Annotated in this window: 21 protein-coding genes and 1 pseudogene; 19 read left to right on the forward strand and 3 right to left on the reverse strand. The window is 62.4% G+C overall.

The features are described from left to right. Positions 1-26 precede the first annotated feature (26 nt). The 3 genes from FNZ07_RS06055 to gltA all read left to right on the forward strand — a co-directional run bounded on the left by FNZ07_RS06055 (position 27) and on the right by gltA (position 2,420). A complete protein-coding gene (locus FNZ07_RS06055; protein WP_091012494.1) occupies positions 27-731 on the forward strand; it encodes a succinate dehydrogenase iron-sulfur subunit in 705 nt (234 codons plus the stop codon). Between the two features lies 1 nt (position 732). Beyond that, positions 733-1,005, forward strand: a complete 273-nt coding sequence (locus FNZ07_RS06060; protein ID WP_091012496.1) for an FAD assembly factor SdhE — start codon at positions 733-735, stop codon at positions 1,003-1,005. A 113-nt stretch (positions 1,006-1,118) separates the two neighbouring features. Then, positions 1,119-2,420 carry a citrate synthase gene (gltA, locus tag FNZ07_RS06065; RefSeq protein ID WP_091012498.1) on the forward strand — a complete coding sequence of 434 codons (1,302 nt, stop codon included), beginning with the start codon at positions 1,119-1,121 and terminating at the stop codon, positions 2,418-2,420. 121 nt (positions 2,421-2,541) lie between these two features. On the opposite strand, the gene FNZ07_RS06070 is transcribed toward gltA, so the two are convergent. From FNZ07_RS06070 to FNZ07_RS06075, 3 genes and pseudogenes are all read right to left on the reverse strand, one after another. Next, entirely contained in the window at positions 2,542-6,213 is a 3,672-nt protein-coding gene (locus FNZ07_RS06070) for a beta strand repeat-containing protein (protein WP_409373388.1), read from the reverse strand. Positions 6,214-6,447: 234 nt separating this feature from the next. Further along, a pseudogene (locus FNZ07_RS34445) lies at positions 6,448-6,507 on the reverse strand (ESPR-type extended signal peptide-containing protein); the annotation flags it as partial. A gap of 734 nt (positions 6,508-7,241) precedes the next feature. After that, on the reverse strand, positions 7,242-8,234 hold the full coding sequence (locus tag FNZ07_RS06075; RefSeq protein WP_091012502.1) for a helix-turn-helix domain-containing protein: 993 nt from the start codon (positions 8,232-8,234) through the stop codon (positions 7,242-7,244). Positions 8,235-8,368: 134 nt separating this feature from the next. Between FNZ07_RS06075 and FNZ07_RS06080 the strand changes: the two genes are divergently transcribed. The 16 genes from FNZ07_RS06080 (at position 8,369) to FNZ07_RS06150 (ending at position 25,298) form a co-directional block, all read left to right on the forward strand. Then, a complete protein-coding gene (locus FNZ07_RS06080) occupies positions 8,369-9,610 on the forward strand; it encodes a DUF1479 domain-containing protein (RefSeq protein ID WP_091012504.1) in 1,242 nt (413 codons plus the stop codon). A 228-nt stretch (positions 9,611-9,838) separates the two neighbouring features. Further along, positions 9,839-11,248 (forward strand): 3-isopropylmalate dehydratase large subunit, encoded by a 1,410-nt coding sequence (gene leuC / locus FNZ07_RS06085; RefSeq protein WP_091012507.1) that lies wholly within the window; start codon positions 9,839-9,841, stop codon positions 11,246-11,248. 5 nt (positions 11,249-11,253) lie between these two features. Further along, positions 11,254-11,397, forward strand: coding sequence for an entericidin A/B family lipoprotein (locus FNZ07_RS06090; protein ID WP_091012509.1), 144 nt, complete (start codon positions 11,254-11,256; stop codon positions 11,395-11,397). Positions 11,398-11,517: 120 nt separating this feature from the next. Beyond that, positions 11,518-12,171, forward strand: a complete 654-nt coding sequence (gene leuD / locus FNZ07_RS06095) for a 3-isopropylmalate dehydratase small subunit (protein WP_091012511.1) — start codon at positions 11,518-11,520, stop codon at positions 12,169-12,171. A gap of 55 nt (positions 12,172-12,226) precedes the next feature. Beyond that, the gene (gene leuB / locus FNZ07_RS06100; RefSeq protein WP_091012513.1) at positions 12,227-13,294 is read left to right on the forward strand and encodes a 3-isopropylmalate dehydrogenase; all 1,068 of its coding nucleotides are present in this window, start codon (positions 12,227-12,229) and stop codon (positions 13,292-13,294) included. A gap of 129 nt (positions 13,295-13,423) precedes the next feature. Next, the gene (locus FNZ07_RS34265) at positions 13,424-13,552 is read left to right on the forward strand and encodes a hypothetical protein (protein ID WP_266254504.1); all 129 of its coding nucleotides are present in this window, start codon (positions 13,424-13,426) and stop codon (positions 13,550-13,552) included. A gap of 83 nt (positions 13,553-13,635) precedes the next feature. Further along, a complete protein-coding gene (gene asd, locus FNZ07_RS06105) occupies positions 13,636-14,757 on the forward strand; it encodes an aspartate-semialdehyde dehydrogenase (RefSeq protein ID WP_091012516.1) in 1,122 nt (373 codons plus the stop codon). A 137-nt stretch (positions 14,758-14,894) separates the two neighbouring features. After that, complete coding sequence (locus FNZ07_RS06110) at positions 14,895-17,324, forward strand: FimV/HubP family polar landmark protein (RefSeq protein WP_091012518.1); 2,430 nt, start codon at positions 14,895-14,897, stop codon at positions 17,322-17,324. Beyond that, entirely contained in the window at positions 17,324-18,121 is a 798-nt protein-coding gene (truA, locus tag FNZ07_RS06115; RefSeq protein ID WP_091012521.1) for a tRNA pseudouridine(38-40) synthase TruA, read from the forward strand. The genes FNZ07_RS06110 and truA overlap by 1 nt, the downstream gene beginning before the upstream one ends. A gap of 13 nt (positions 18,122-18,134) precedes the next feature. Continuing rightward, the gene (locus FNZ07_RS06120; RefSeq protein WP_091012524.1) at positions 18,135-18,824 is read left to right on the forward strand and encodes a phosphoribosylanthranilate isomerase; all 690 of its coding nucleotides are present in this window, start codon (positions 18,135-18,137) and stop codon (positions 18,822-18,824) included. A gap of 60 nt (positions 18,825-18,884) precedes the next feature. Continuing rightward, the gene (gene trpB, locus FNZ07_RS06125) at positions 18,885-20,078 is read left to right on the forward strand and encodes a tryptophan synthase subunit beta (RefSeq protein WP_091012526.1); all 1,194 of its coding nucleotides are present in this window, start codon (positions 18,885-18,887) and stop codon (positions 20,076-20,078) included. 11 nt (positions 20,079-20,089) lie between these two features. Further along, complete coding sequence (locus tag FNZ07_RS06130) at positions 20,090-21,037, forward strand: DNA-methyltransferase (protein WP_091012529.1); 948 nt, start codon at positions 20,090-20,092, stop codon at positions 21,035-21,037. A gap of 36 nt (positions 21,038-21,073) precedes the next feature. Continuing rightward, a complete protein-coding gene (gene trpA, locus FNZ07_RS06135) occupies positions 21,074-21,889 on the forward strand; it encodes a tryptophan synthase subunit alpha (RefSeq protein ID WP_091012531.1) in 816 nt (271 codons plus the stop codon). A gap of 87 nt (positions 21,890-21,976) precedes the next feature. After that, positions 21,977-22,849 (forward strand): acetyl-CoA carboxylase, carboxyltransferase subunit beta, encoded by an 873-nt coding sequence (accD, locus tag FNZ07_RS06140; protein WP_091012534.1) that lies wholly within the window; start codon positions 21,977-21,979, stop codon positions 22,847-22,849. 76 nt (positions 22,850-22,925) lie between these two features. Beyond that, on the forward strand, positions 22,926-23,111 hold the full coding sequence (locus FNZ07_RS06145) for a hypothetical protein (RefSeq protein WP_143098079.1): 186 nt from the start codon (positions 22,926-22,928) through the stop codon (positions 23,109-23,111). A gap of 468 nt (positions 23,112-23,579) precedes the next feature. Next, positions 23,580-25,298 (forward strand): ShlB/FhaC/HecB family hemolysin secretion/activation protein, encoded by a 1,719-nt coding sequence (locus FNZ07_RS06150; protein WP_091012537.1) that lies wholly within the window; start codon positions 23,580-23,582, stop codon positions 25,296-25,298. Positions 25,299-25,328: the final 30 nt, after the last annotated feature.

Genomic DNA, 25,328 nt, shown 5'->3' on the forward strand with positions numbered 1-25,328 from the left:
CCCAAGCCAAATCAAAGGAACTGGAAATGGCCACGCGAATTTTTGAAATCTACCGCTACGATCCGGACAAGGATGCAGCGCCGCGCATGCAGCGCTACGAGATCGAGATCGACTCGCACGAACGCATGCTGCTCGACGCGCTCATCAAGCTGAAGGCGGTCGACGAAACGCTGTCGTTCCGCCGTTCGTGCCGCGAAGGCGTGTGCGGTTCGGACGCGATGAACATCAATGGCAAGAACGGTCTTGCCTGCCTGACGAACCTGAACGACCTGCCGCACAAGATCGTGTTGCGTCCGCTGCCGGGCCTGCCCGTCGTGCGCGATCTGATCTGCGATTTCACGCAGTTCTTCAACCAGTACCACTCGATCAAGCCGTACCTGATCAACGACACGCCGCCGCCGGAGAAGGAGCGCCTGCAGTCGCCGGAAGAGCGCGACGAGCTCGACGGCCTGTACGAGTGCATCCTGTGCGCGAGCTGCTCGACGTCGTGCCCGAGCTTCTGGTGGAATCCGGACAAGTTCGTCGGGCCGGCTGGTCTGCTGCAAGCCTATCGCTTCATCGCGGATAGCCGCGACGAAGCGACCGGCGAGCGTCTCGATAACCTGGAAGATCCGTATCGTCTGTTCCGCTGCCACACCATCATGAACTGCGTCGACGTGTGCCCGAAGGGTTTGAACCCGACGAAGGCGATCGGCAAGATCAAGGAATTGATGGTTCGCCGCGCCGTATAGCATGGAAGAAGCTTCGCACCAGTCCGACCCGCTTCGCCGCGCACGCCTTCGCTGGCGCGCCCGGCGCGGCTTGCTGGAAAACGATCTGATCTTCGAGCGTTTTTTCGGCAAATACGAGCATGACCTCAGCGATGCCGATGTCGGCGCCCTTACGCGCCTGCTCGAGCTGAGCGATAACGACCTGATGGACTTGCTGCTTGCACGCAAGGAACCCGAAGGCGAACTTGCTGACCCGGATGTCATACGGGTGCTGCAGCTGCTGCGTACCGTGTAAGCGTCGCGAGTAGACGCACGCAGCGCAAGTAGCGCACGCGTGCGGTGCTGCCGGTGCTGCCGGGCGTGCAGATTATCGAAACCCTGTTTCCATACTTCGATTGAGGATGTGCCATGACCCCGTCTGATGTAAAAGCCACGCTATCGTTCAGCGACAACTCGCCGAGCGTTGAAATGCCGATCTACAAGGGCACCCTTGGCCCGGACGTGATCGACATCCGCAAACTGTACGGCCAGACCGGCAAGTTCACGTACGACCCCGGCTTCATGTCGACGGCGTCGTGCAACTCGGCGATCACGTATATCGATGGGGACAAGGGCGAGCTGCTGTACCGCGGCTACCCGATCGACAACCTCGCGCAGAACGCCGACTTCCTCGAAACCTGCTTCCTGTTGCTGAAGGGCGAACTGCCGAACAAGCAGGAAAAGGACGAGTTCGTCGACACCGTCACGAAGCACACGATGGTGCACGAGCAGATGCAGTTTTTCTTCCGCGGTTTCCGCCGCGATGCGCACCCGATGGCGATTCTGGTGGCCGCTGTCGGCGCGCTGTCGGCGTTCTATCACGACTCGCTCGACATCAATAACCCGCGTCACCGCGACGTATCGGCGATTCGCATGATCGCGAAGCTGCCGACGCTGGTCGCGATGGCCTACAAGTACAGTATCGGCCAGCCGTTCGTGTATCCGCGCAACGACCTGTCGTACAGCGCGAATTTCATGCGCATGATGTTCTCGAATCCGTGCGAGGAATATAAGGTCAATGACGTGCTGGTGCGCGCGCTCGACCGTATCCTGATCCTGCATGCGGACCACGAGCAGAATGCGTCGACGTCGACGGTGCGGCTGGCGGGTTCGTCGGGTGCGAATCCGTTTGCGTGTATCGCGGCCGGTATCGCATGCCTGTGGGGTCCGGCACACGGCGGCGCGAACGAAGCGGCGCTGAACATGCTTGAAGAAATCGGTTCGATCGACAACATCCCTGAGTTCATCAAGCAGGTGAAGGACAAGAACTCGGGTGTGAAGCTGATGGGCTTCGGTCACCGCGTGTACAAGAACTACGATCCGCGCGCGAAGCTGATGCGCGAGACCTGCTACGAAGTGCTGGAAGAACTGGGCCTGCATGACGACCCGCTCTTCAAGCTCGCCATGGAACTCGAAAAGATCGCGCTCGAAGACGAATACTTCGTGTCGCGCAAGCTGTACCCGAACGTCGACTTCTACTCGGGCATCGTGCAACGTGCGCTCGGTATCCCGACGTCGATGTTCACCTGCATCTTCTCGATGGCGCGTACGGTGGGCTGGATTGCGCAGTGGAACGAAATGATCGCCGATCCGGAACAGAAGATTGGTCGTCCGCGCCAGTTGTTCGTGGGCGATACGTCGCGCGAAGCGAAGCCGATCGCGCAGCGCTAAGGCGATAAGTAGCGGTAACTGCAAAGAGAACGCCCCGACGGTAAAAGCCGTCGGGGCGTTTTTACTGGTGCGGTGGTTTGCACAGAAACGAGACCGCTTTAGCGGCCTCGTCCCGCGTCCTTTACCACTGCATCGAGGCACCAATCCCGTATGCAGTCCCTGCCGAACTCGTACCGACGCCGGCGCGCATCTTGATGTTATTCGTGATGCGCGCGGTCGCTCCCACGGCGACCGCCTGGTAGCCCTGGAAGGACCCGACGCCTACCCCCATCGAAAGCGTCTTGCCTTGATCCACCTCCGGGATCATCGAGAGCGCTGTCGCGGCGGCAATACCCGAATAAGCGGTTCTTGCCGTGCTGTTGACGCTCTGCTGCAACTGGCCCACCGCCTGATTCGTGTAATTGTTCGCCTGACTGAGCGTGGCGTTGAGCTGGTTGAGGTTGACCGCGTCGGTGCCTTGCGTGCCGGCGGCCACATTCGTGACCTGGCGTTGCTGGTTCGCGCTACCCATCGAAACGACGTTTGAACGGCCTCCGTCATCCGAGCCGGCGCCGATTGCCACGGAATTGGATCCAGCCGTGACGTGCGGCTTGTCGGTGCCCTTGCCGTTCATGTCCGTCGCGACGCCATTGTTGTTCGCTGCTGTCGTCGAGCTGTTGTTGATGCTGGTCGAAAGCGACGACACCTGGTTGTTCACGCTGGTCGACAGTGACGCGACGGTGTTGTTGGTGCTCGAAAGACCTGTCGATAGCGAGTTGACGCTCGTCTGGGTCGACGTGGACAGCGATGTCAGGTTGCTGTTGGTGGTGCTGAGGCCGGTCGACAACGAGCCGACTGCGGTCGACGTCGAGGTCGACAGCGACGCGACGCTGGCGTTGGTGGCACCGAGTCCCGTCGACAGCGAAGCGACAGCGCTATTGGTCGCGAACAGCTGGCTACCGTTGATCGCGTCGGTGCTGGTCGACGTGATCTGGCCGGCGGAGACGTTGGTGATCTGCCTCGTGATGATTTGCCCTTGCGCGTTAGCGGAGCCGACGCTGAACACGCCGCTAGGATTAGCGCCCGCAAACCCGCCGAAGAGCAGCCCTCCGATCGTGACCGACGAGACCGGGACAAACGGCGCAGTAGTAGAGCCGTTGCCGATGGCAACCGAGTTGTCGTCGCTGGCGACTGCATTCGGGCCGATAGCGACACTGTTCTGACCGGTCACGATGCTGTCCGGCAACGTCGAGTTGGCATGAAAGTACTTGGTGCCCTTGGTGCTGATGTTGTTGAGGGCGTCTCCGACGTTATTGTTGGTAGTGGTCGTGCCGTCTGCGTTGTAGGTGACGTAGGCCGGCGCCGAGACCTGACCAGTCGTCGGATCGTACTTCGCTCCACCGCCAAGCGCCGAGGCCGTGGAAGTGCCCAGAGCGTTTGTGTTGGACGTGATGGAGCTGATGCCGGTGGACAACGAACTAAGCCCAGTCGATGTCGAGGTCGACAGCGTAGTCAGGCTGCTGTTAGTCGAGCTCAGGCCAGTAGACAGCGATGTGACGTTGCTCGTCAGCGTTACGAGTCCGGTCGATGTCGACGTCGACAGCGAAGCGAGGTTGCTGTTCGTCGTGGACAGACCGCTGGATGTCGAGGTGGATAGCGACGCGACGGAGCTCGTGGTCGTAGACAGACCGGTAGACAACGAGTTGATGCCGGTCGAAGCGGACGTCGAGAGCGAGGTCAGGTTCAGGTTGGTGGTCGACAAGCCGGTGGATAGTGAGTTGATACCGGTCGAAGCCGACGTCGAGAGCGACACCACATTCGCGTTGGTCGTCGACAGACCCGTGGACAGCGAGTTGATACCCGTCGAGGCCGACGTCGAGAGACTACCGACGTTGCTGTTGGTCGTGCTCAGGCCAGTCGACAGCGAGTTCACGCCGGTCGATAGCGAGCTGATCCCGCTCGATGTGGAGCTCGACAGGCTCGTTACGTTGCTGTTGGTCGTACTCAGGCCGGTCGACAGCGAACTCACGCCCGTCGACAACGAGCTGATTCCGCTCGACGTGGAGCTCGACAGACTCGTCACATTACTGTTGGTCGTGCTGAGCCCAGTCGACAGCGAGGTGATGCCACTAGACGTGGAGCTCGACAGGCTCGTCACATTGCTATTGGTCGTGCTCAGCCCAGTAGACAGCGAATTCACACCCGTCGACAGCGAACCGATACCGCTCGACGTCGAACTCGACAGGCTCGCGAGATTGCTATTGGTCGTGCTCAGACCGGTCGACAGACTGCTGAAACCTGTCGAGAGATTGCCGACGCCGGTTGACAGCGAGTTGACCGCGCCATTCGTCGCAAAGAGCTGCGAGCCGTTGATTGCATCGGTGCTGGTTCCTGTGACCCGGCCTGCAGCCACGTTGGTGATCTGGCGTTCCTTGTTCAGGTCACCCACCGATACCACGCCTACCGGCGCTCCCCCCGCGTAGGTAGCGGACTGCCCGCCAACCGTCCCAGTCGGCGTGGGATTGGCCGCCGCCGTGATAGAGCTGCTACCCAGGGCCACGCTGTTCGCGGTGCTGACCACCGCGCCGTTGCCGATCGCCACGCCATTGGACACCGACGCGCTGGCATTCGGACCCAACGCCATCGCGTTCACACCGGTTGCGCCGTCGTTGTTGTAGTTACCTTGCTGCGTGCCGTTGTCGTTGACGCTGTAGTAGTGCGTGCGCGTCGCCGAGACGACGGTGGACAGGCTCGATACGCTGCTGCCCGTCGTGCTCAGTCCGGTGGACAGCGATGTGATGCCCGTCGACGTCGAAGTGGACAACGTGTTCAGACCGGTCGACAGCGAACCGATACCGCTCGAAGCCGAAGTCGACAGACTGCTGACACTGCTGGTCGTCGTGCTCAACCCGGTCGACAGGCTGTTGATGCCGGTCGAAGTAGACGTAGAAAGCGAGCCAATACTCGTCGACGTCGAACTCGACAGGCTCGCCACGCCACTGCTGGTTGTGCTCAATCCAGTCGAAAGGCTGGCCACGCTGGCCGCCGTAGCGGTCGACAGCGATACCGCATTGTTCGCGACACTGAACAGCTGACTGCCGTTCACTGCATCGGTGCTGGTCGAAGTCACGCGGCCTGCCGCGACGTTCGTGATCTGCCGCTCGGCGCCAGGCGCGCCGACGCTCACCACGCCACCAGGCGTAGTGCCGGCGAACGGGCCGAAGGTGGTCGAACCGATCGTGACATTGGTCACCGGGTTGGCCGCGGCTGTGGTGGATTGCGCGCCCAACGCAACGGAGTTGTCCGTGCCGGCGACCGCACCCGCGCCGAGTGCGACGGACAGATTGCCGGACGCCCGGGTCTGCGTGGTCGCGTCGTAGTTGATGCCGGCGGTAGCGGTATTGTCCGAACCGATCGCGATGGAGCGTGTGCCCGAAGCGAGCGACGACTGACCGATCGCAATGCCGGCTGTGCCGGATGCCAGCGATACCGAACCCAGCGACAGAGAAAAGTCACCATTCGCAGCACTCTGCCGGCCGATGGCGATGCCTGCGGCGCCGTTCGATAGCGCAGCGGCACCGATGGCGACGCTGCCGTTCTGCAAGGCCGCTGCTGCAGGTCCCACGCCCACCGATAGTGCTCCCGTTGCCGTCGAGTTGGAGCCGACGGCAAGCGCGCCCGAATTGGTTGCGGTGGCTTTGTCGCCAATCGCCACACCGCAATTGACGGCCGCAAAATTCGCCCCCGGTGTCGTGGTCGGAGAGTTACCGGGGTTCAGACGATTAACCGCCGAGGAGCATACGGCCGAGTCCACCGATGCAGTGCCAGCCGGAGATTGCACGCCGGACAGCGTGGTCGATGTGGTCTGAGCAAAAGAGGGAAGCGTGTATCCGAGCCCCAGCGCAGCCGCTATGCAAAACGCAATGCTATTCAGCCTGATTGAACCCGGAGCAGGCGCTTGCCCCTTCCCGCCGCCTGACAGAACCGTTTCAGTGCCGGTTCGCTTGACCGCCGACTGATTGGGTTTCCCGTTTGACGAGGTGAGTTCTGACGCCGCAATCCAGGATTGAAGCGCTTCATTCCAGATAGAACGGTAGGCTCGATTCATGGCTGACAATTCCTTAAATCTTTGGTAGAGGTTTTTGAAATGTTAAATATGGCCCTCGGATACTCCGGCCTTTATTTAGTTGTACTGTTTAGTGAAAACATTATTCGAGACGATGCAACGCACGCACCAGGATTGAGCAAGGTGGCGCGATAAAAAGGGCGAAGTCGCCCAGCGACGGCAGGTTCGCTGCGTCGACAGTTAGTACGCACTGCGCGGGCGTTTTAACGCCCGGCTCAGCGTGTGCAAAAACTCAAGGGAGGATGAATCGGTCCTTTGGCGGGCTGGCAATCTGGTTGCCAGCGCCACACGTCGTACGTCACACGCCAGGTATCACATGGCGTCTCAACAAGGTGTCGGGAAGACTGCTTGGGCTATAGCGGCATCGTGCAGATCAGGCGGCCGCGACCTATGCCATTTGTACAACTAATTTCTTTGTCAGTAAGAACTGGTTCAATCAACGTTGGGATGGTATCAGCGCCCGCAGCGGTGTCAATATAAATCGATATAACGTACTCACTCCGTGCTGTGTGCATAAAAGATTATTGATTCAGAAATGAAACAAAATGATCGAGGGATTATCTGCGTTCAATGCGCGATGATTAAAAGCGGATCGTCAAAGGTTAAATGCCAAGCTCTTCGGCGGCCATTTACCTGTCCGTTTCGGCCAATTGCTCACAACGAATCAAAGCCTGTTTCTACGTTCGGTAAAAATATGCTTTTTGTCGGGTCCGGATTCAGTCGATTGAGCTCAACTTACCGATTGTGTCTTTCACGCCACTGGGATGCGGCGTCCGCAGATCTTTTTCAAGTGACGTCGGCCGCGTTTCTACTCCCGGTGACAAACCCGACGATGGCACCTGCCCCTGCGTTTCGAAGCAGCGTCGCCAGGCGCCCGGCGTCATGCCGCGTGCAGCGAGGAACTGGCGGTTGAAATTCGCGAGGTTCGGGAAGCCGGCCTTCGCCGCGATCACTGCGACAGGCCACGCGGTGTCGGTCAGTTGTCGGGTGGCGTAGGCGATGCGCAGGCGGCTCAGATAACGCCCGACACTCTCGCCGACGTGCCGCACGAAGTAACGATGCAGCGAGCGCTCCGACAGGTTGGCGACCGCGCACAACTCGGCGATGCGCAGCGGTTCGGCGAACCGTCGATCGAGCAGATCGAGTACCCGGTTCAGACGCTCGGCATCGACGGCCGTGCCCGGTGCCACGCCGCCATGAGCGGTCGGCGATGCGAGCGGTTGTGCCTGCGCTTCGGCGAGCGCGGCAAGCGTGTCGAGCACCGCCGCGAGCCGCGTGCGCGGTGCTCCATCGAGCAGTGCGGGCACACGCGAACGCATCGCGGCAGTAGCGCCCTCGCTGAAATGCAGACCAGGCGCCGCACGTCGTAGCAACGAGCGCAACGGCGCGAATTCCGGACAGCAATCGGCGACACGCCGCACCCAGTCGCCGCTGAACCACACGACGATCGCCACCTGCGGCTCATTTGCAATGGGGCTCTCGCTGGACGCCCACGTGTGCGGCATGTCGGGCGGAACGAGTACGAGGTCATCACACGCGTACTCGCCGATATGGTCGCCGACGAAGCGCCGGCCGCGGCTGTTCATCGTGAGCGTCAGTTCGTACTCGGGATGGTGATGCCATTCGAATGGGATCTGCGCAATCTGCCGGCGATACACCCGCACCGAACAGCCGTCGGGGATCGTTACGCGTTCGTACTGGGGTTTCATCGGGATCGTCCGGCCGCCGGGGAAGGGGATGGCGAATGTCCGGATTGTATCGATGGTTGGCTGAAAAGTATGTCTGTCGGCACGGAAACGCTCCTAATCTAGCTGCACGATAAACAACCACCATGAGACAACCGATGCCGTTCACCATCGACAACCCGCAGGACACGATCCGCGCCACCCGGCGTTCGCTGCGCGCCGCGCTGCCCGACTACAAGCGCGTGTTTCGCGAAGTCGAAGGCGCGATCGCTGCCCAGGTCGATGCGATTCGGCACGACCGCGCGCGCGGCGCCGACACGATTCCGGTGTTCGACTATGCGTCGATTGCCGCGGACGATGTCGATCCGCACACCATCGCGCAACTGAAAACGCGCGGCGCGTGCGTCGTGCGTCGCGTGTTCGATCCGCAGCAGGCAAGCGACTGGAACGATGAACTCGGCGAGTACGTCGAGGGCAATCGTCTCGACGAGGTGCTTGCCCGTCGCGCCGAGGACCGGTACTTCGGCACGCTGGCATCGAACAAACCGCTGATCTATGGCGTGTACTGGTCGAAGCCGCAGATCGCGGCGCGGCAATCGGAGGCGCTCACGCGCACGCGGGTGTTTCTGAATCGCTTGTGGCGTGCGCACAGCGAAGGACGCCAGCATTTCGATCCGGACGTCGTGCCCACGTACGCGGACCGGATTCGCAGGCGGCCACCGGGTTCGGCATCGTTGGGGTTGTCGCCGCATGTCGACGGTGGATCGGTGGAACGCTGGCTCGATCCGTACTATCGCAATGTGTATCGCCATGTGCTGTCGGGCAACTGGCGCGACTACGATCCGTACGATGCAGCGTTTCGACCCGACGTACAGGAGATTGCGTCACCGGCGGTGTGTTCGATGTTCCGCACGTTCCAGGGCTGGACCGCATTGACCGCGCAAGGTCCCGGCGACGGCACGTTGCAACTGATCCCGATCGCGAATGCGATGGCCTGGGTTCTATTGCGCGCGCTGCAGGACGACGTACCCGACGATTCGTTATGTGGCGCGCAACCGGCACGCGCGTTGTCGGTGATGCCCGAATGGCATGCGTTGCTGCTCGAAGCAGTGACACCGATTCCGCAGATGCAGCCAGGAGACGCCGTGTTCTGGCACAGCGACGTCGTGCATTCGGTCGAAGACGTACATAGCGGTACCGGCTACAGCAACGTGATGTACATCGCGTCGGCACCGGGCTGCGCGAAAAACGACGCGTATCTGCAGCGGCAGTTACCGGCTTTCCTGCGCGGCGAGAGCCCGCCCGATTTTCCCGCCGATCACTTCGAAACCGACTTCGCAGGGCGTGCCGAAGAGCGCGATCTGACAGCACTGGGGCGAGCGCAACTCGGCCTCGATTGACGAGAGCAGACAAGAACAACGCACCGGCAGGGTCATCGCGCAGTGACGGGTAACGCCGATACAGGTATCGGCACTACTACCCAACCCACTGTTTTTTATCGGTTTTTCGCTTGGCGGGTCAGCAAAACAGAAAGGCTGCGTGGCATAATCGACCGACACGGACAGCAGGCAATTTCCAGCGAAATCTGCATGCGAAGTCCGCAGTGACGTCATTACTACCCGCATACCATGGCACAGACCCTCTACGACAAATTGTGGAACACCCATGTGGTCCACACGGAAGACGATGGCACGACGATTCTCTACATCGACCGTCACCTGCTGCATGAAGTCACGAGCCCGCAGGCGTTCGAAGGGCTGAAACTGGCCGAGCGTCCGGTATGGCGCATCAGCGCGAATCTCGCGGTCTCCGATCACAACGTCCCCACTACCGACCGCTCACACGGCATCGCCGATCCCGTCTCGAAGCTGCAGGTCGATACGCTCGATTCGAATTGCGACGCGTACGGCATTACGCAGTTCAAGATGAACGACCTGCGTCAGGGCATCGTGCATATCATCGGACCGGAGCAGGGCGCGACGTTGCCTGGTATGACGATCGTCTGCGGCGATTCGCATACATCGACGCACGGCGCGTTCGGCGCGCTTGCGCACGGCATCGGCACCTCGGAAGTCGAGCACGTGCTTGCCACGCAAACGCTGCTGCAGAAGAAGAGCAAGAATCTGCTCGTGAAGGTCGAAGGGCCGCTGCCGCGCGGCTGCACCGCGAAAGACATTGTGCTCGCGATCATCGGCAAGATCGGCACCGCGGGCGGCACCGGTTATGCGATCGAGTTCGGCGGCTCGACGATTCGCGCGCTGAGCATGGAAGGCCGCATGACCGTGTGCAACATGGCGATCGAAGCCGGCGCACGCGCCGGCATGGTCGCCGTCGACGACACGACGATCGACTACCTGAAGGGCCGTCCGTTCTCGCCGCAAGGCGTCGAGTGGAACCAGGCCGTCGAATACTGGAAGCAGTTCAAGACCGATGAGGGCGCGCAGTTCGATCGCGTGGTCGAACTGAATGCGGCCGAGATCGTGCCGCAGGTCACGTGGGGCACGTCGCCGGAAATGGTCACGCCGATCGACGGTCGCGTGCCGGACCCCGAACGCGAGAAAGATCCGGTGAAGCGCGGTGCAATCGAACGTGCACTGCAATACATGGCGCTCGAGCCGAACCTGCCGATCGAATCGATCAAGCCGGACAAGATCTTTATCGGCTCGTGTACGAATGCACGCATCGAAGATCTGCGCGCCGCTGCCTACGTGGTAAAGAAACTGGGTCGGCGCGTAGCGCCGAGCATCCGTCTCGCGATGGTGGTGCCGGGCTCGGGTCTCGTGAAGGCACAGGCCGAACGCGAAGGGCTCGACAAGATCTTCACCGACGCCGGCTTCGAATGGCGCGAGCCCGGTTGCTCGATGTGTCTCGCGATGAACGCCGACCGGCTCGAACCGGGCGAGCGCTGCGCGTCGACATCGAACCGTAACTTCGAAGGGCGCCAGGGCGCGGGTGGTCGTACTCATCTGGTCAGCCCGGCGATGGCAGCGGCGGCGGCCATCGAAGGACATTTCGTCGACATTCGTAAGCTGGGGTGACTGCCATGAAGACATCGACACTCTGGCGTCGTACCGTGCTGCTGGCGTTGACCGGGATGCTGCTGGGACTGGCGGGTTGCAATACGGTCGCGGGCTTCGGCCAGGATATGGACGACGCCGGACACGCTATCAAGAAAGCAGCCGACTAATGCAGCGCTGCCGTGTCACACGACGCGTGCGCGTCGCCCGGGCACGGCGCTTTTCGATTACACCGGCACGCGCGATCAGATATCGCGCGTGCGGGTCTCAACTCTGGCGGGTGATGAACCATGGATAAATTCATCGTACATACGGGCGTCGTGGCGCCGCTCGATCGCGAGAACGTCGACACCGACGCGATCATTCCGAAGCAGTTCCTCAAGTCGATCAAGCGCAGCGGCTTCGGCCCCAACGCCTTCGACGAATGGCGTTATCTCGATCACGGCGAACCGGGTCAGGACAACTCGCGCCGTCCGTTGAATCCGGATTTCGTGCTGAACCAGCCGCGCTATCAGGGTGCTTCCGTGCTGCTCGCGCGTAAGAACTTCGGTTGCGGCAGCTCGCGCGAACATGCACCGTGGGCGCTGCAGCAGTATGGTTTTCGCGCGCTGATCGCACCGAGCTTCGCAGACATCTTCTATAACAACTGCTTCAAGAACGGCTTGCTGCCGATCGTGCTGACCGAGCAACAGGTCGACCATCTGTTCAACGAGACCTATGCGTTCAACGGCTTCAAGCTGACCGTCGATCTCGAAGCGCAAGTTGTGCGTACCGCAGACGGCAGTGCCGAATATCCGTTCGAGGTTGCAGGTTTCCGCAAGTACTGCCTGCTGAACGGTTTCGACGACATCGGCCTCACGTTGCGTCACGCGGACAAGATTCGCCAGTACGAAGCGGAGCGGCTGGCGAAGCAGCCGTGGCTGAATCACCGCATCGTCGGCTAGGCTGCAGGCATCAGTCAGGCACAACTTCTATCAAACACCCAGCAAGGAATTTCGCATGAAGATCGCTGTACTGCCGGGCGACGGCATCGGTCCCGAGATCGTTAAAGAAGCCGTGAAAGTGCTGAACGCACTCGGCGAAAAGTTCGAACTCGAAGAGGCGCCCGTCGGCGGCGCAGGTTACGAAGCGAAGGGCCATCCGTTGCCCGACTCGACGCTCGCGCTCGCGAAGGAAGCCGATGCGATCCTGTTCGGCGCGGTTGGTGACTGGAAGTACGATTCGCTCGAACGCGCGTTGCGTCCGGAGCAGGCCATTCTTGGGCTGCGCAAGCATCTGCAGCTGTTCGCGAATTTTCGTCCGGCAATCTGCTATCCGCAACTGACCGGTGCGTCGTCGCTGAAGGAAGAGATCGTATCGGGCCTCGATATCCTGATCGTGCGCGAGCTGAACGGCGATATCTATTTCGGCTCGCCGCGTGGTGTGCGCGAAGCGCCGGACGGTCTGTTCGCAGGTGCGAAGGAAGGCTTCGACACGATGCGCTATTCGGAGCCCGAAGTGCGCCGCATCGCGCACGTCGCGTTCCAGGCGGCGCGCAAGCGCAGCCGCAAGCTGACCTCGGTGGACAAGGCGAACGTGCTCGAAACGTCGCAGTTCTGGAAGGACGTGATGATCGACGTCGCGAAGGAATATACCGACGTCGAGCTGTCGCACATGTACGTCGACAACGCGGCGATGCAGCTCGTCAAGGCACCGAAATCATTCGACGTGATCGTTACAGGCAACATGTTCGGCGACATCCTGTCCGACGAAGCGGCGATGCTGACCGGCTCGATCGGCATGCTGCCGTCGGCCTCGCTCGACAAGGACAACAAGGGGCTCTACGAACCGTCGCACGGTTCCGCACCGGACATCGCCGGTAAGGGCGTGGCGAATCCGCTCGCCACGATCCTGTCGGCGGCGATGATGCTGCGCTATTCGCTGAACAAGGTCGAGCAGGCAGACCGCATCGAGAGCGCGGTGAAGAAGGTGCTCGAGCAGGGCTTCCGCACCGGCGATATCCTCACGCCGGGTTGCCGGCAGGTCGGCACGGCAGCGATGGGCGATGCGGTGCTCGCTGCGCTGTGAGATGCCGGCGTTAACGTAATAAACAGGCAATAAGCGCATAAACAGGCCGTCATACCGGCCTGTTTATGCAAAAACGACGTGTATCGGTGGCTTACACCGCTTATTTCAGGTTTCGTGTAGACTGGCGCGATGGCGAAGATTCCACAAATCTCCTCGATTTCGAACCAGCACGGCAACACAGCCCGTGCGGTTGAACTCGCCATCGTCAGCCAAACGCTGATCAAAACGATTACCCCGAAAACGATCACGATTCGCTGATCGTCCGTCGTGCCCGCCTGTCTTCCCCGCGCGGTCACTGCGGGCAAAGACGCGGGGAAGGCTCCACTCCAAGGGTAAGTGTCATGAACGTAGGTCTCGTAGGTTGGCGCGGCATGGTCGGCAGCGTCCTGATGCAACGGATGCAGCAGGAAGGCGATTTCGACCTCATCGAACCGGTGTTTTTCAGCACCAGCAATGCGGGCGGCAACGCGCCGTCGTTCGCCAAAAACGAGACGAAGCTCAAAGACGCAGCCAGCATCGACGATCTGAAGAAGTGCGACATCGTCATCACGTGCCAGGGCGGCGACTACACCAACGAAGTCTTCCCGAAGCTGCGCGCAGCCGGCTGGAACGGCTACTGGATCGACGCGGCATCGTCGCTGCGCATGAAGGACGATGCGGTCATCATTCTCGATCCGGTCAACCTCGACGTGATCAAGAGCGCGCTCGTCAGCGGCACGAAGAATTTCATTGGCGGCAACTGCACGGTAAGCCTGATGCTGATGGCGCTGGGCGGACTGTTCCGCGAAAATCTCGTCGACTGGATGACGGCCATGACGTATCAGGCTGCATCGGGCGCGGGCGCGCAGAACATGCGCGAGCTGCTGCAACAGATGGGCACGCTGTACGGCGCGGCGAAGGAAGACCTCGCCGATCCGTCGTCGGCTATTCTCGACATCGACCGCCGCGTGCAGGCCGCGCTGAACAGCGATCGCATGCCCACCGAGCACTTCGGTGTGCCGCTCGCCGGCGCGCTGATTCCGTGGATCGACAAGGATCTCGGCAACGGTATGTCGAAGGAAGAGTGGAAGGGCGGTGCCGAAACCAACAAGATCCTCGGCAAGCCGGCGGTGGGCGAGCCGGGTTCGATTCCGGTCGACGGGCTGTGCGTGCGGATCGGTGCAATGCGCTGCCACTCGCAGGCGCTCACCATCAAGCTGAAGAAGGATGTGCCGCTCGACGAAATCGACGGCATCCTCGCGTCCGCGAACGACTGGGTGAAGGTCGTGCCGAACCAGCGCGAAGCGTCGATGCTCGAGCTGTCGCCGGCCGTCGTGACGGGTACGCTGACCGTGCCGGTCGGCCGTCTGCGCAAGCTGGCAATGGGCGGCGAATATCTGTCGGCCTTCACGGTCGGCGATCAGCTGCTGTGGGGCGCCGCCGAACCGCTGCGCCGCATGCTGCGCATTCTGCTCGACAAGTAAAGTAAACTACGCGGTTACGACGCGTAAGAAGTCCGAAAGCGTCGCGTTTCACGCGGCGCTTTTTTCATTGTGTGCTCCGAATCTTGTCTTCAATCCATCGCCAACAAGGGCCGCGCGACGACGCGCCAGGAGTCCCGATGACAGTACGACTGAATGGTTTTCGAGTGGCCTCGCGCAACCGGGTGTGCGCAATGACGGTACTCGCTGCGGCGGCATGTCTCGTTGCCGGCACGAGTGTCGCGCAAGTTGCATTTGTTCCGGCTGCGAGTGCGGCGACTGCCGATGCTGCGAGCGTTGCAGCCGACGGTAGCAGCAGTGCCACGGCTGCGAGCGCAGCCGCTGGCGTGGGTAGCAGCGCCAAGGTCACAAGCGCAACCGCCGGTGCTAGCAACCGCGCCAAGGCTACAAGCGCTGACGCCGGCGCTAGCAATACTGCCGGCGCCACCGCCGCAAGATCGGCCGCCACCAGCGCCTCCACCACCGCCAATGCTCCCGCCACGCCAATACCGGCCTCCGAGCAGGCCGTGTCGGCGATCGGCCTGCCTGCCGCGCAGTACACCATTCGTCCGGGGCAGTCGCTTAACGACATCGCGATGGAGATCACGCAGTCGCATGACCGCGCGACGCTCGCGCGCGCGGCACGTGCACTGTTCGACGCGAATCCCAACGCGTTCATGGGACATGACCCGAGCCGGCTGAAGCTCGGTGCAGTGCTGGATGTGCCGACACTCGATGCATCGGGGGCGCCTTCGGGGTCTTCGGCGGCTTCTGACGCCACGGCGTCGGCGGCGAGTGTTTCGGCAAATGGCGCATCGGCGGCAGGCATTGGTGCGGCGGTGTCCGCCAGCACGCCAACCGCCGCTGCGGCCACATCGCCATCGGCCTCGGCCGCCGACGCGACACAGACAGACACAGCTTCGGACACGCAGCAGGACGAGCATGCGAGCGGCGCCCACGTCTGGGCGGGGGCGATCCGCCCATCCGCGAGCGCACCGGAAGGTAGCGCGGCAGGCAATACGACAGCGGATACAGCATCGACCGATTCGGCCGCCTCGCAGCCGCATGAGCAGGTTTCGAGTCTCCAGCAACTGCTGGCGCTGAAAAATCGCGTGTTGATGGCGTTGCAGAAGCACGGCATCGGCTCATCGGCGGGCGGCGCGGGCAGCGGCAACGCGGGCGAGGCGCCCGGTACACAGCAGTCGGCGGCTACCCAGGCGTCCGCGGGCAGTGGCGGTGTTGCCTCGAATGCATCGACGGGTCCTGGCGCATCCACGTCATCGGCTACCGACGGCCAGTTCGGCTTCTCGCAAACGCAACTCAGTATCGCCGCAGCCATCGGCGCGGCGCTGGTCGTGTTGCTGACCGGGCTGTCGATGCGTCGCCGCAGGGCGGCCAAAGCGCGTGCCGCGTCGCCGGCCACCGCTCCTGTACGACCGCCGACGCAACTGGAGAAGGACACCGCGGCTTACCTTGCGCGAATGAATGCGCTTTCTCCGGCATCGGCGGAAAGTGCTGCGCCAGAGGCGGGCGCGGCCGCTCATCACGTCGCGGATGCGGCAGGTGTCGCTGGAGCAACTGCCAACGACGACATTTCGACAAATGCACGGCCCGCTTCGCTTGATAGTGCGACGACCACGGCGAGTCGCGCAGCGGCTGAAGAGCTGGGCGCCGAAGCGTTGCCATTGGTGCCGATCCAGCCGGCCGCCGACCACGGCGATCACGGCGATCACGCCGACACGGAACCACCCGCCGCATCTACCGCCGCTCAACCTGCAGCGTCCGCCGCAGCCACCCGGCCGGCACCTGTCGCACTGCCGTTCCCTGCTGAGGCAATCGCGGCGCTCGGCAGCCTCGATCTATCGCTGCCGCCGCGCGTGGAAGCCACACCGCCACCTGCTACGCACGACGGCGTTGAGCCGCAACAACCGGCTGCAACCTTCGAACCGGCATCGAACGAACCGGCCGGACACGACGCACCGCAAGCCTACGTGCCCATCGAGCCTGCGCAAGTCGTACAGCAAAACGTACAGTACGAATCGAACGAACCGGCTGGGCATGAAGCACCGCACGCCTATGTGCCCTCCGAACCCGCGCCATTCGTGCAGCAGAACGTACCGCACGAATCGAACGAACCGCCCGCACACGACGCACCGCAAGCCCACGTGCCCGCCGAACCCGCGCCATTCGCGCAGCAGAACACACAACACGAACCCACCACCGGCTACACGACCGCTGAACCTGCCGCACCCACCCCCGTCGCCGCCGACATCGCCGCCGGTACCGCCGGCGCAGCGTCAGTCGCGGGCCTCGGCGCCGCCCATTTCGGCGCCTTGAACCTCGACTTCGACCTCGAATTGCCGCCGAGCCCCGCACAGCCGATCCCCGCGTTCACCCCGGACGAACTGGCACGCATCGCCCGCAACAAGCTCGATCTCGCGAGGGAGTACATCCAGCTGGGCGATCTGACGGGCGCGCGAACGCTGATCAACGAAGTGATCGAAGCCAACGACGCCGGCACGCACTCCGAAGCGCACGCGTTGCTGTCGACGCTCGCGCCGCTGTCGTGATGCGCGTCGCGCTCGGCGTCCAGTACGACGGTTCGGCGTTTTGCGGCTGGCAGTCGCAGCCGCACGGCAAGACGGTTCAGGATGAGCTCGAACGCGCCTTGCGCGAGTTTGCCCAGACGCCCCTGCCGACCGTGGTGGCGGGGCGCACGGATACGGGCGTCCATGGGCTCGGACAGGTGGTCCATTTCGACACCGAACTGACACGCGACGATTTCTCGTGGGTACGCGGCACCAATGCGTTCCTGCCGCCGAGCGTCGCCGTGCAGTGGGCGAAGCCGATGCCGGACACGTTTCACGCGCGGTTTTCCGCGTTCGAGCGAACCTATCACTACGCGCTGTATGTGCATCCGGTTCGCTCGCCGATGCTGACGGGCCGGGCGGGCTGGATCCATACGCCGCTCGATGTCGACGCAATGCGCGCCGCAGCCGCGTATCTGATCGGTGAGCACGACTTTTCGGCGTTCCGCTCATCGGAATGCCAGGCGAAGACGCCGGTCAAGCATCTGCATCAGATCGACGTGCGGCCGCAGGGCGACTTCATCCACTTCCGCTTTCGTGCCAATGCGTTTCTGCATCACATGGTGCGCAACCTGATGGGCTGCCTTGTGGCGATCGGACGCGGTCGTCACAAGGCTGAATGGCTGGCTGAAGTACTGGCGGGCAAGGACCGCAGCCGCGCCGCGCCGACCTTCATGCCGGACGGCCTGTATCTCGCGCAGGTGGGCTATCCTGAGGCATTCGCGGTGCCGCCCGCGCAGTCCGGCAGCGTGCCATGGAGCACCGTTTGGACCGATTGACCGAAACCAGAACATGACCGCAGACCAGAACTCGCCGTCCGTCGCCGTACCGCATAGAACGCGCATCAAGCTGTGCGGCCTGTCGACGCCCGCCAATGTCGCCCACGCAATCGATCTCGGTGCCGACGCGATCGGCCTCGTGTTCTATCCGCCGAGCCCGCGTTCGGTCAGCGTCGTGCAGGCGCTCGACATGACGCGCGAGATTCCGCCGTTCCTGTCGGTGGTCGGATTGTTCGTCAATGCGTCGCCGGACTGGATCACCGAGGTGACATCGAACGTCCCGCTGACGCTGCTGCAGTTCCACGGCGACGAAACGCCGGTGCAGTGCGAGTCGCTCGCCAGCGTTGCGGGTTTGCCTTGGTTGCGTGCGTTGCGTGTTGCGGCGGATACTCAGCCGGCCGATTTGGTAGAATCGGCACTTAACTATTCAGCTGCCAGTGGCCTTCTGCTCGACACACATGTCGAAGGCTATGGCGGTGGCGGGAAGGTCTTCGATTGGTCACTTATTCCAGCAGAGCTCGCGCGTCGGGCCGTTTTGAGTGGTGGGTTGAGCGCGCAAAACGTCAGTGATGCGATTCATCGCGTGCGCCCGTACGCGGTCGATGTCTCGAGCGGCATCGAGGTGGCGGGTGCCAGGGGTGTGAAAGATCACGCCCTGATGGCGGCGTTTGTGCGCGCGGTGCGCGACGCAGACGCCGGATGATTCCGGTGGTGCAGCTCCCCGTCCGGGGCAGCGGCGCCGCCCACTGAGAAGAGTGACACAATGTACAACTTGCCAGACGAAAGAGGTCATTTCGGCCAATATGGCGGCATCTTCGTCGCCGAAACCCTGGTTCACGCACTCGACGAGCTGCGTGCGGCCTACGCCAAATATCAACAGGATCCCGACTTCGTCGCCGAATATGAGCGCGAACTGAAGCATTTCGTCGGTCGTCCGTCTCCCATCTATCACGCGCAGCGCTGGAGCGAGACGCTCGGCGGCGCGCAGATCTTCCTCAAGCGCGAGGACCTGAACCACACGGGCGCCCACAAGATAAACAACGTGATCGGCCAGGCGCTGCTCGCCAAACGCATGGGTAAGCCGCGCGTGATCGCGGAAACCGGCGCCGGTCAGCATGGCGTCGCGACCGCGACGATCGCGGCCCGGTTCGGCATGGAATGCGTCGTCTACATGGGCGCCGAAGATATCCACCGCCAGGCCGCCAACGTCTACCGGATGAAGCTGCTCGGCGCGACCGTCGTACCGGTCCAGTCCGGTTCGCGCACGCTGAAGGACGCACTCAACGAGGCGATGCGCGACTGGGTCACCAATGTCGAAAACACCTTCTACATCATCGGTACGGTGGCGGGCCCGCATCCGTATCCGATGATGGTGCGCGATTTCCAGCGTGTGATCGGCGACGAATGCAAGGTGCAGATGCCCGAACTGACCGGCCGGCAGCCGGATTCGGTGATTGCGTGTATCGGTGGTGGATCGAACGCGATGGGGATCTTTTACCCGTATATCGACGACACTTCCGTGCAGTTGATCGGTGTCGAAGCCGCCGGCGATGGTATCGAAACCGGTCGTCACGCGGCCTCGCTGACGGGCGGCAGCCCTGGCGTGCTGCACGGCAACCGCACGTATCTGCTACAGGACGAGAACGGCCAGATCATCGAGACGCATTCGGTCTCGGCAGGCCTCGATTATCCTGGCGTCGGTCCCGAGCATGCATGGCTGAAGGACAACGGCCGCGCGCAATACGTCTCCGTCACCGACGAAGAAGCGCTCCAGGCGTTCCACGACTGCTGCCGGATCGAGGGCATCATCCCGGCCCTCGAATCGAGTCACGCGCTCGCGTATGCCACCAAACTCGCGCCGACCTTGCCGAAGGGCAAGAACCTGCTGGTCAACCTGTCGGGCCGCGGCGACAAGGACATGCATACGGTCGCCGAGCGATCGGGCATTACGTTCTGAGCGCCGCGACGATGCGCGACGAGTTCGACGAGCCGCAACCGGCAGACACCGCCGAAACGACGGTGCCTGCGGGGACGGCCGTGCTGGCCGAGGCAACAGCAGAGGAAGCAGACGCGTCAGTTGTTGTACGTCCCGCGGCCGAGCTGCCGCTGCCTCCCGGCATCGAACTTTGGAACCGCGATTTCCTGACCGAGGTAGCGAACCTTCCGGATGCGTCGATCGACCTGATCCTCGCCGACCCGCCGTACGGGCTCGGCAAGGACTACGGCAACGATTCGGACATGCGCTCGGGCGAGGACTTTATCGCCTGGACGCGTGGCTGGCTCGAGCTGGCTATTCCGAAGCTCAAGCCGACTGGCTCGCTGTACGTGTTCTGCACCTGGCAATACGCGCCGGAAATCTTCAGTTTCCTGAAGACCCGACTCACGATGGTCAACGAGATCATCTGGGACCGGCGCGTGCCGAGCATGGGCGGCACGACGCGCCGCTTTACGTCGGTGCACGACAACATCGGTTTCTTCGCGGTATCGAAGGACTACTACTTCGATCTCGATCCCATCCGCATCCCGTACGACGCTGCGACCAAGAAGGCCCGTTCGCGCAAGCTGTTCGAGGGCAGTAAATGGCTGGAGCTCGGCTATAACCCGAAGGACGTCTGGTCCGTGTCGCGACTGCACCGGCAACATGCCGAGCGCGTCGACCATCCGACCCAGAAGCCTCTGGAAATCGTCGAGCGGATGGTGCTCGCGAGCTGCCCGCCGGGCGGCCGCGTGCTCGACCCGTTCATGGGAAGCGGCACCACCGCCGTTGCCTGTGCCCGTCAGCAGCGCGAATTCGTTGGCTATGAAATCAATGCAAGTTACTGCGCGATAGCGCGCGAACGCGTCAACGCGATCGCAGTGCCCGTGACGGTCGAGCCGGACGATTCCGTGCCGGCCCCGACCACGGCGACGACGTAAAACCGTCGGCGCGCAGTCTCACTCGAGAGAAAATTCATGTCCCGTATCAAAAGCACGTTCGCGGCACTGGCCGCACAAGGCAGGAAAGGGCTGATCCCGTTCATGACGGCGGGCGACCCCGATCCTGAACGCACCGTCGAATTCATGCATGCACTCGCCGCCGGCGGGGCGGATGTCATCGAACTCGGCGTGCCGTTTTCAGACCCGATGGCCGACGGCCCGGTGATCCAGCAGTCGTCGGAGCGCGCGCTCGCACGCGGCGTGTCGTTGCGTCATGTGCTGGCCGATGTGAAGCGCTTTCGCGAGAGCAACCAGAAGACGCCGGTAGTGTTGATGGGCTACGCGAATCCGATCGAACGGATGGGCGCCGATGCGTTCGCCGCAGCGGCCCAGGACGCAGGCGTCGATGGTGTGCTGGTTGTCGACTACCCACCAGAAGAATCCGTTAATTTCGCCGAAAAGATGCGATCTTCGGGCATCGATCCGATCTTCCTGCTGGCCCCCACCTCGACCGATGAGCGCATTGCCGAAGTCGGCAAGATTGCTAGCGGCTATGTCTACTATGTGTCACTGAAAGGGGTGACAGGTGCGGCAAATCTGGACGTTTACAGTATCGCGGGTAAAATCCCGGCCATTAAGTCGCGCGTTCCACTGCCGGTAGGTGTCGGTTTTGGCATCCGTGACGCGCAGACTGCGCGTGCGGTGGCCGAAGTGTCCGATGCCGTCGTGATCGGTAGTCGTATCGTGCAATTGCTGGAAACCGCCGCTCCGGACACTGCTGCAGACACGCTGACGCGCTTCATCGCGGAAGTGCGTCAGGCGGTGGATAGCATCGGGGCGGCGACCCGCTAACCGTTATCTTGTCGTCTTAATTTGTCGCTTCGGGCGGCAGCTGGGGTTCCCGCTGCCGCCCGTGTCGCGATTCAGGAAGGAAACATCATGAGCTGGCTCGACAAACTGCTGCCGCCGAAAATCAAGCAAACCGACCCGAAGAACCGCAAGGGCATTCCGGAAGGCTTGTGGATCAAATGCCCGTCGTGCGAAGCGGTGCTGTACCGCAACGACGTCGAGGCCAATCTGCATGTGTGTCCGAAGTGCGACCACCACATGCGGATCGGTGCGCGCGAGCGGCTCGATGGTCTGCTCGATCCGGAAGGCCGCTATGAAATCGGCCAGGAAATCCTCCCGGTCGATGCGCTCAAGTTCAAGGACAGCCGCAAGTATCCGGATCGCCTGAAAGAGGCGATGGACGAAACCGACGAAACCGACGCAATGGTCGTCATGGGCGGCGCGATTCACACGCTGCCGGTGGTGGTCGCGTGCTTCGAGTTCTCGTTCATGGGCGGCTCGATGGGGTCCGTGGTCGGCGAGCGTTTTGCGCGCGCGGCACAGAACGCGCTCGAGCAGCAGGTGCCGTTTATCTGCTTTACCGCTTCGGGTGGCGCGCGGATGCAGGAAAGCTTGCTGTCGCTGATGCAGATGGCCAAGACCACCGCGATGCTCACGAAGCTGGCCGAAGCGAAGCTGCCGTTTATCTCGGTGCTGACCGATCCGACCATGGGTGGTGTGTCGGCGAGTTTTGCATTCCTCGGCGATGTCGTGATCGCCGAACCGAAGGCGCTGATCGGCTTTGCCGGGCCGCGCGTGATCGAGCAGACGGTTCGCGAGAAGTTGCCCGAAGGCTTCCAGCGTTCCGAATTCCTGATGCAGAAAGGCGCGATCGATATGATCGTCGACCGTCGCAAGCTGCGCGAAGAGATCGCGCGTTTGATGGCGCTGTTGACGCGCCAGCCGGTGGACGCGGTCGCCTGAGCGACAGCTGGCGTTCTCGCCGGGACCCTGGCCAACGGCACTGTCGCCCAACTCACCGGCGAGAAACTTACGCAACTTGGGCGAGCGCCTCATCGGCGATGCGCCCGCGCTTAACGCGCACAGCGATATCAACACGATTGGCGGCCCGCTCGATGCGGGCAGCGCCATGATCCTCAAGGTCGGTTGCGACCTCAATGTGACCGGCACCATTCAACTTAGCACTTCTAATGTCTGGATAGCTTGCCGTGAGTCTCCGGACTGATGGGGCGCGCGCCGACGCTTCCCACGGGCACGACACAGAAATTCAATAACTTTGCGCGGCAGCTCGCCCCGGGGCACGGCATAGATCGCGATGCAGATGGTTTCATACGACGCGTAGTCAGCGGCCCTTGTCGGGATAAACGCCAAACGCGCCCTGCAGCCGTAAATTTCAGATTTCTCTCATAGACCCCTCGAAACAGTTGCGTCCACCATGGAGGCCGTTGCATGCCATGGCCTTCCGCCATGGTCCATGTATCAGCGTGGACGTTCGAGGTTGCTCACTGGCGAGCGCTGTCCCTCGATACGCCGCGACCCGGTAGGGCGAGACGGCAGCGGGCTCAAAAAAACAGACGCCGTCCTCGATGCTTCACTGCATGGGATATCACTCGCAATGTGCGGCGGGTGCGCTCGGCGCCGAACGAATGGCGCCGCGAAAAGCAAATACAAAGACGGGTAATTCGGGGATCGTATGCCGCATCGGAAGTGCCGATTATCGTCCAGGCGCTCGTGGAGCGTTGCCAGTGGCTTGCTGCTGTTGCCTTTGCATTTACTGGCTCAAACCGCCGAATCGGCGGCACAAGAGCTGCTGCGGCAGCAGGAGCGAGAGAGGGTATTGCGCGAGCGGCAGGAGGTGGCGCCCGATGTACGCATGCCGTCCCCGGTTATTGTCACATCTGAGCGCCTGCCCGAGCATGAAGTCCCCTGTTTCACCATCGATCGGATCGCGTTGACCGGCGAGGATGCCGCCCGGTTTGGTTGGGCGCTCAAAGCCGCCGACCCATCGGCTGATCCGGCGACAGGCCGGTGCCTTGGCACAGCCGGTATCCATACCGTCATGACCCGCGTGCAGAACGCTGTGATTGCGCGCGGTTACGTCACCACCCGTGTTCTCGCCGCACCTCAGGATCTCAAGCACGGCATGCTAACGCTCACCGTCGTGCCTGGGCGTATCCGTGATATCCGCTTTGCCGAGGGCACCAGCACGCGCGCCACGACCTGGAGTGCGGTGCCGGCGAGGCGCGGCGACCTGCTCAACCTGCGTGACATCGAGCAGGCGTTGGAGAACTTCAAGCGTGTGCCCACCGTAGATGCTGACATTCAGATCATCCCCGCCGAGGGCGACGACGCCCGACCCGGCGAGAGCGATCTGGTGATCGCGTGGCGGCAGCGCTCGCTCCCCATACGCATCAGCGTTTCGCTGGATGACGCAGGCAGCAAGGCCACCGGAAAGTATCAGGGCGCCCTCACGCTCTCGCTCGATGACGTGTTGACGTTGCAAGACCTGTTCTACGCCAACGTCAACCGTGACGTTTTCAACGGCAATGGTAAGGGTACGCGCGGCTATACCCTGCATTACAGCGTGCCTTACGGCTACTGGGCACTAGGCGCTACCGTCAGCGGCTACAGCTATCGCCAGACCGTCGCCGGCTTGAGCCAGAACTACGTCTACAAGGGCAGCAGCGACAACGCCGAAGTGCGCCTGTCGCGCCTGCTGCATCGCGACGCCGCGCGCAAAACGACCGCCTATGTCCGCGGTTGGGCGCGCCAATCCAGCAATGCCATCGACGACACCGAAATCGAAGTGCAGCGTCGCCGCACCGGTGGTTGGGAGTTGGGGCTGACGCACAGCGAGCACTTTGGCGCAAGCAGGCTCGATGCCACCGTGGCGTATCGAAGGGGTACGGGCGGCTTCGGTTCGCTTGCTGCTCCCGAAGAGGGCTTTGGCGAGGGCACCTCACGCATGAAGGTCATCACCGCCGATGCGCAGGTCATGGTGCCGTTCCCGGTCGGCGCGCAGTCCGCTCGCTACACCGGTAGCTGGCGCGGGCAGTGGAATCGCACGCCTCTGGTACCGCAAGACCGGTTTTCCATCGGCAACCGCTACACCGTGCGTGGCTTCGATGGCGAGCTGACATTGATCGGCGAGCGGGGCTGGGTCTGGCGCAACGAGTTAGGTCTGCTGCTCGGCGCGGGTCAGGAGCTGTACGTCGGTGCCGACCTCGGCCGTGTCGACGGCTCTTCCACGCAGTGGCTAAGCGGCCGACATCTGGCCGGTGCCGTCGCTGGTTTGCGTGGCGGCACATACGGCGTCTATTGGGATCTGTTTGCTGGTACGCCGCTAAGCAAGCCCGCTGGTTTCCAGGCCGCTTCGTTCACCACCGGCTTCAGCCTGAACTGGACCTACTGAGTCGCGCGGCCACATTGCATTTATAGGAAG

This window comes from Paraburkholderia megapolitana (genome assembly GCF_007556815.1).
In the GTDB taxonomy this organism is placed as follows: domain Bacteria; phylum Pseudomonadota; class Gammaproteobacteria; order Burkholderiales; family Burkholderiaceae; genus Paraburkholderia; species Paraburkholderia megapolitana.

Coding starts and splice junctions, on each gene's coding strand:
- FNZ07_RS06060 (WP_091012496.1), top strand. CDS start 733: ATGGAAGAAGCTTCGCACCAGTCCGACCCGCTTCGCCGCGCACGCCTT.
- leuC (WP_091012507.1), top strand. CDS start 9,839: ATGGCACAGACCCTCTACGACAAATTGTGGAACACCCATGTGGTCCAC.
- accD (WP_091012534.1), top strand. CDS start 21,977: ATGAGCTGGCTCGACAAACTGCTGCCGCCGAAAATCAAGCAAACCGAC.
- FNZ07_RS06075 (WP_091012502.1), bottom strand. CDS start 8,234: ATGAAACCCCAGTACGAACGCGTAACGATCCCCGACGGCTGTTCGGTG.
- leuB (WP_091012513.1), top strand. CDS start 12,227: ATGAAGATCGCTGTACTGCCGGGCGACGGCATCGGTCCCGAGATCGTT.
- asd (WP_091012516.1), top strand. CDS start 13,636: ATGAACGTAGGTCTCGTAGGTTGGCGCGGCATGGTCGGCAGCGTCCTG.
- leuD (WP_091012511.1), top strand. CDS start 11,518: ATGGATAAATTCATCGTACATACGGGCGTCGTGGCGCCGCTCGATCGC.
- FNZ07_RS06130 (WP_091012529.1), top strand. CDS start 20,090: ATGCGCGACGAGTTCGACGAGCCGCAACCGGCAGACACCGCCGAAACG.
- FNZ07_RS06150 (WP_091012537.1), top strand. CDS start 23,580: ATGCCGCATCGGAAGTGCCGATTATCGTCCAGGCGCTCGTGGAGCGTT.
- gltA (WP_091012498.1), top strand. CDS start 1,119: ATGACCCCGTCTGATGTAAAAGCCACGCTATCGTTCAGCGACAACTCG.
- FNZ07_RS34265 (WP_266254504.1), top strand. CDS start 13,424: ATGGCGAAGATTCCACAAATCTCCTCGATTTCGAACCAGCACGGCAAC.
- trpB (WP_091012526.1), top strand. CDS start 18,885: ATGTACAACTTGCCAGACGAAAGAGGTCATTTCGGCCAATATGGCGGC.
- FNZ07_RS06120 (WP_091012524.1), top strand. CDS start 18,135: ATGACCGCAGACCAGAACTCGCCGTCCGTCGCCGTACCGCATAGAACG.
- FNZ07_RS06110 (WP_091012518.1), top strand. CDS start 14,895: ATGACAGTACGACTGAATGGTTTTCGAGTGGCCTCGCGCAACCGGGTG.
- trpA (WP_091012531.1), top strand. CDS start 21,074: ATGTCCCGTATCAAAAGCACGTTCGCGGCACTGGCCGCACAAGGCAGG.
- truA (WP_091012521.1), top strand. CDS start 17,324: ATGCGCGTCGCGCTCGGCGTCCAGTACGACGGTTCGGCGTTTTGCGGC.
- FNZ07_RS06055 (WP_091012494.1), top strand. CDS start 27: ATGGCCACGCGAATTTTTGAAATCTACCGCTACGATCCGGACAAGGAT.
- FNZ07_RS06080 (WP_091012504.1), top strand. CDS start 8,369: ATGCCGTTCACCATCGACAACCCGCAGGACACGATCCGCGCCACCCGG.
- FNZ07_RS06090 (WP_091012509.1), top strand. CDS start 11,254: ATGAAGACATCGACACTCTGGCGTCGTACCGTGCTGCTGGCGTTGACC.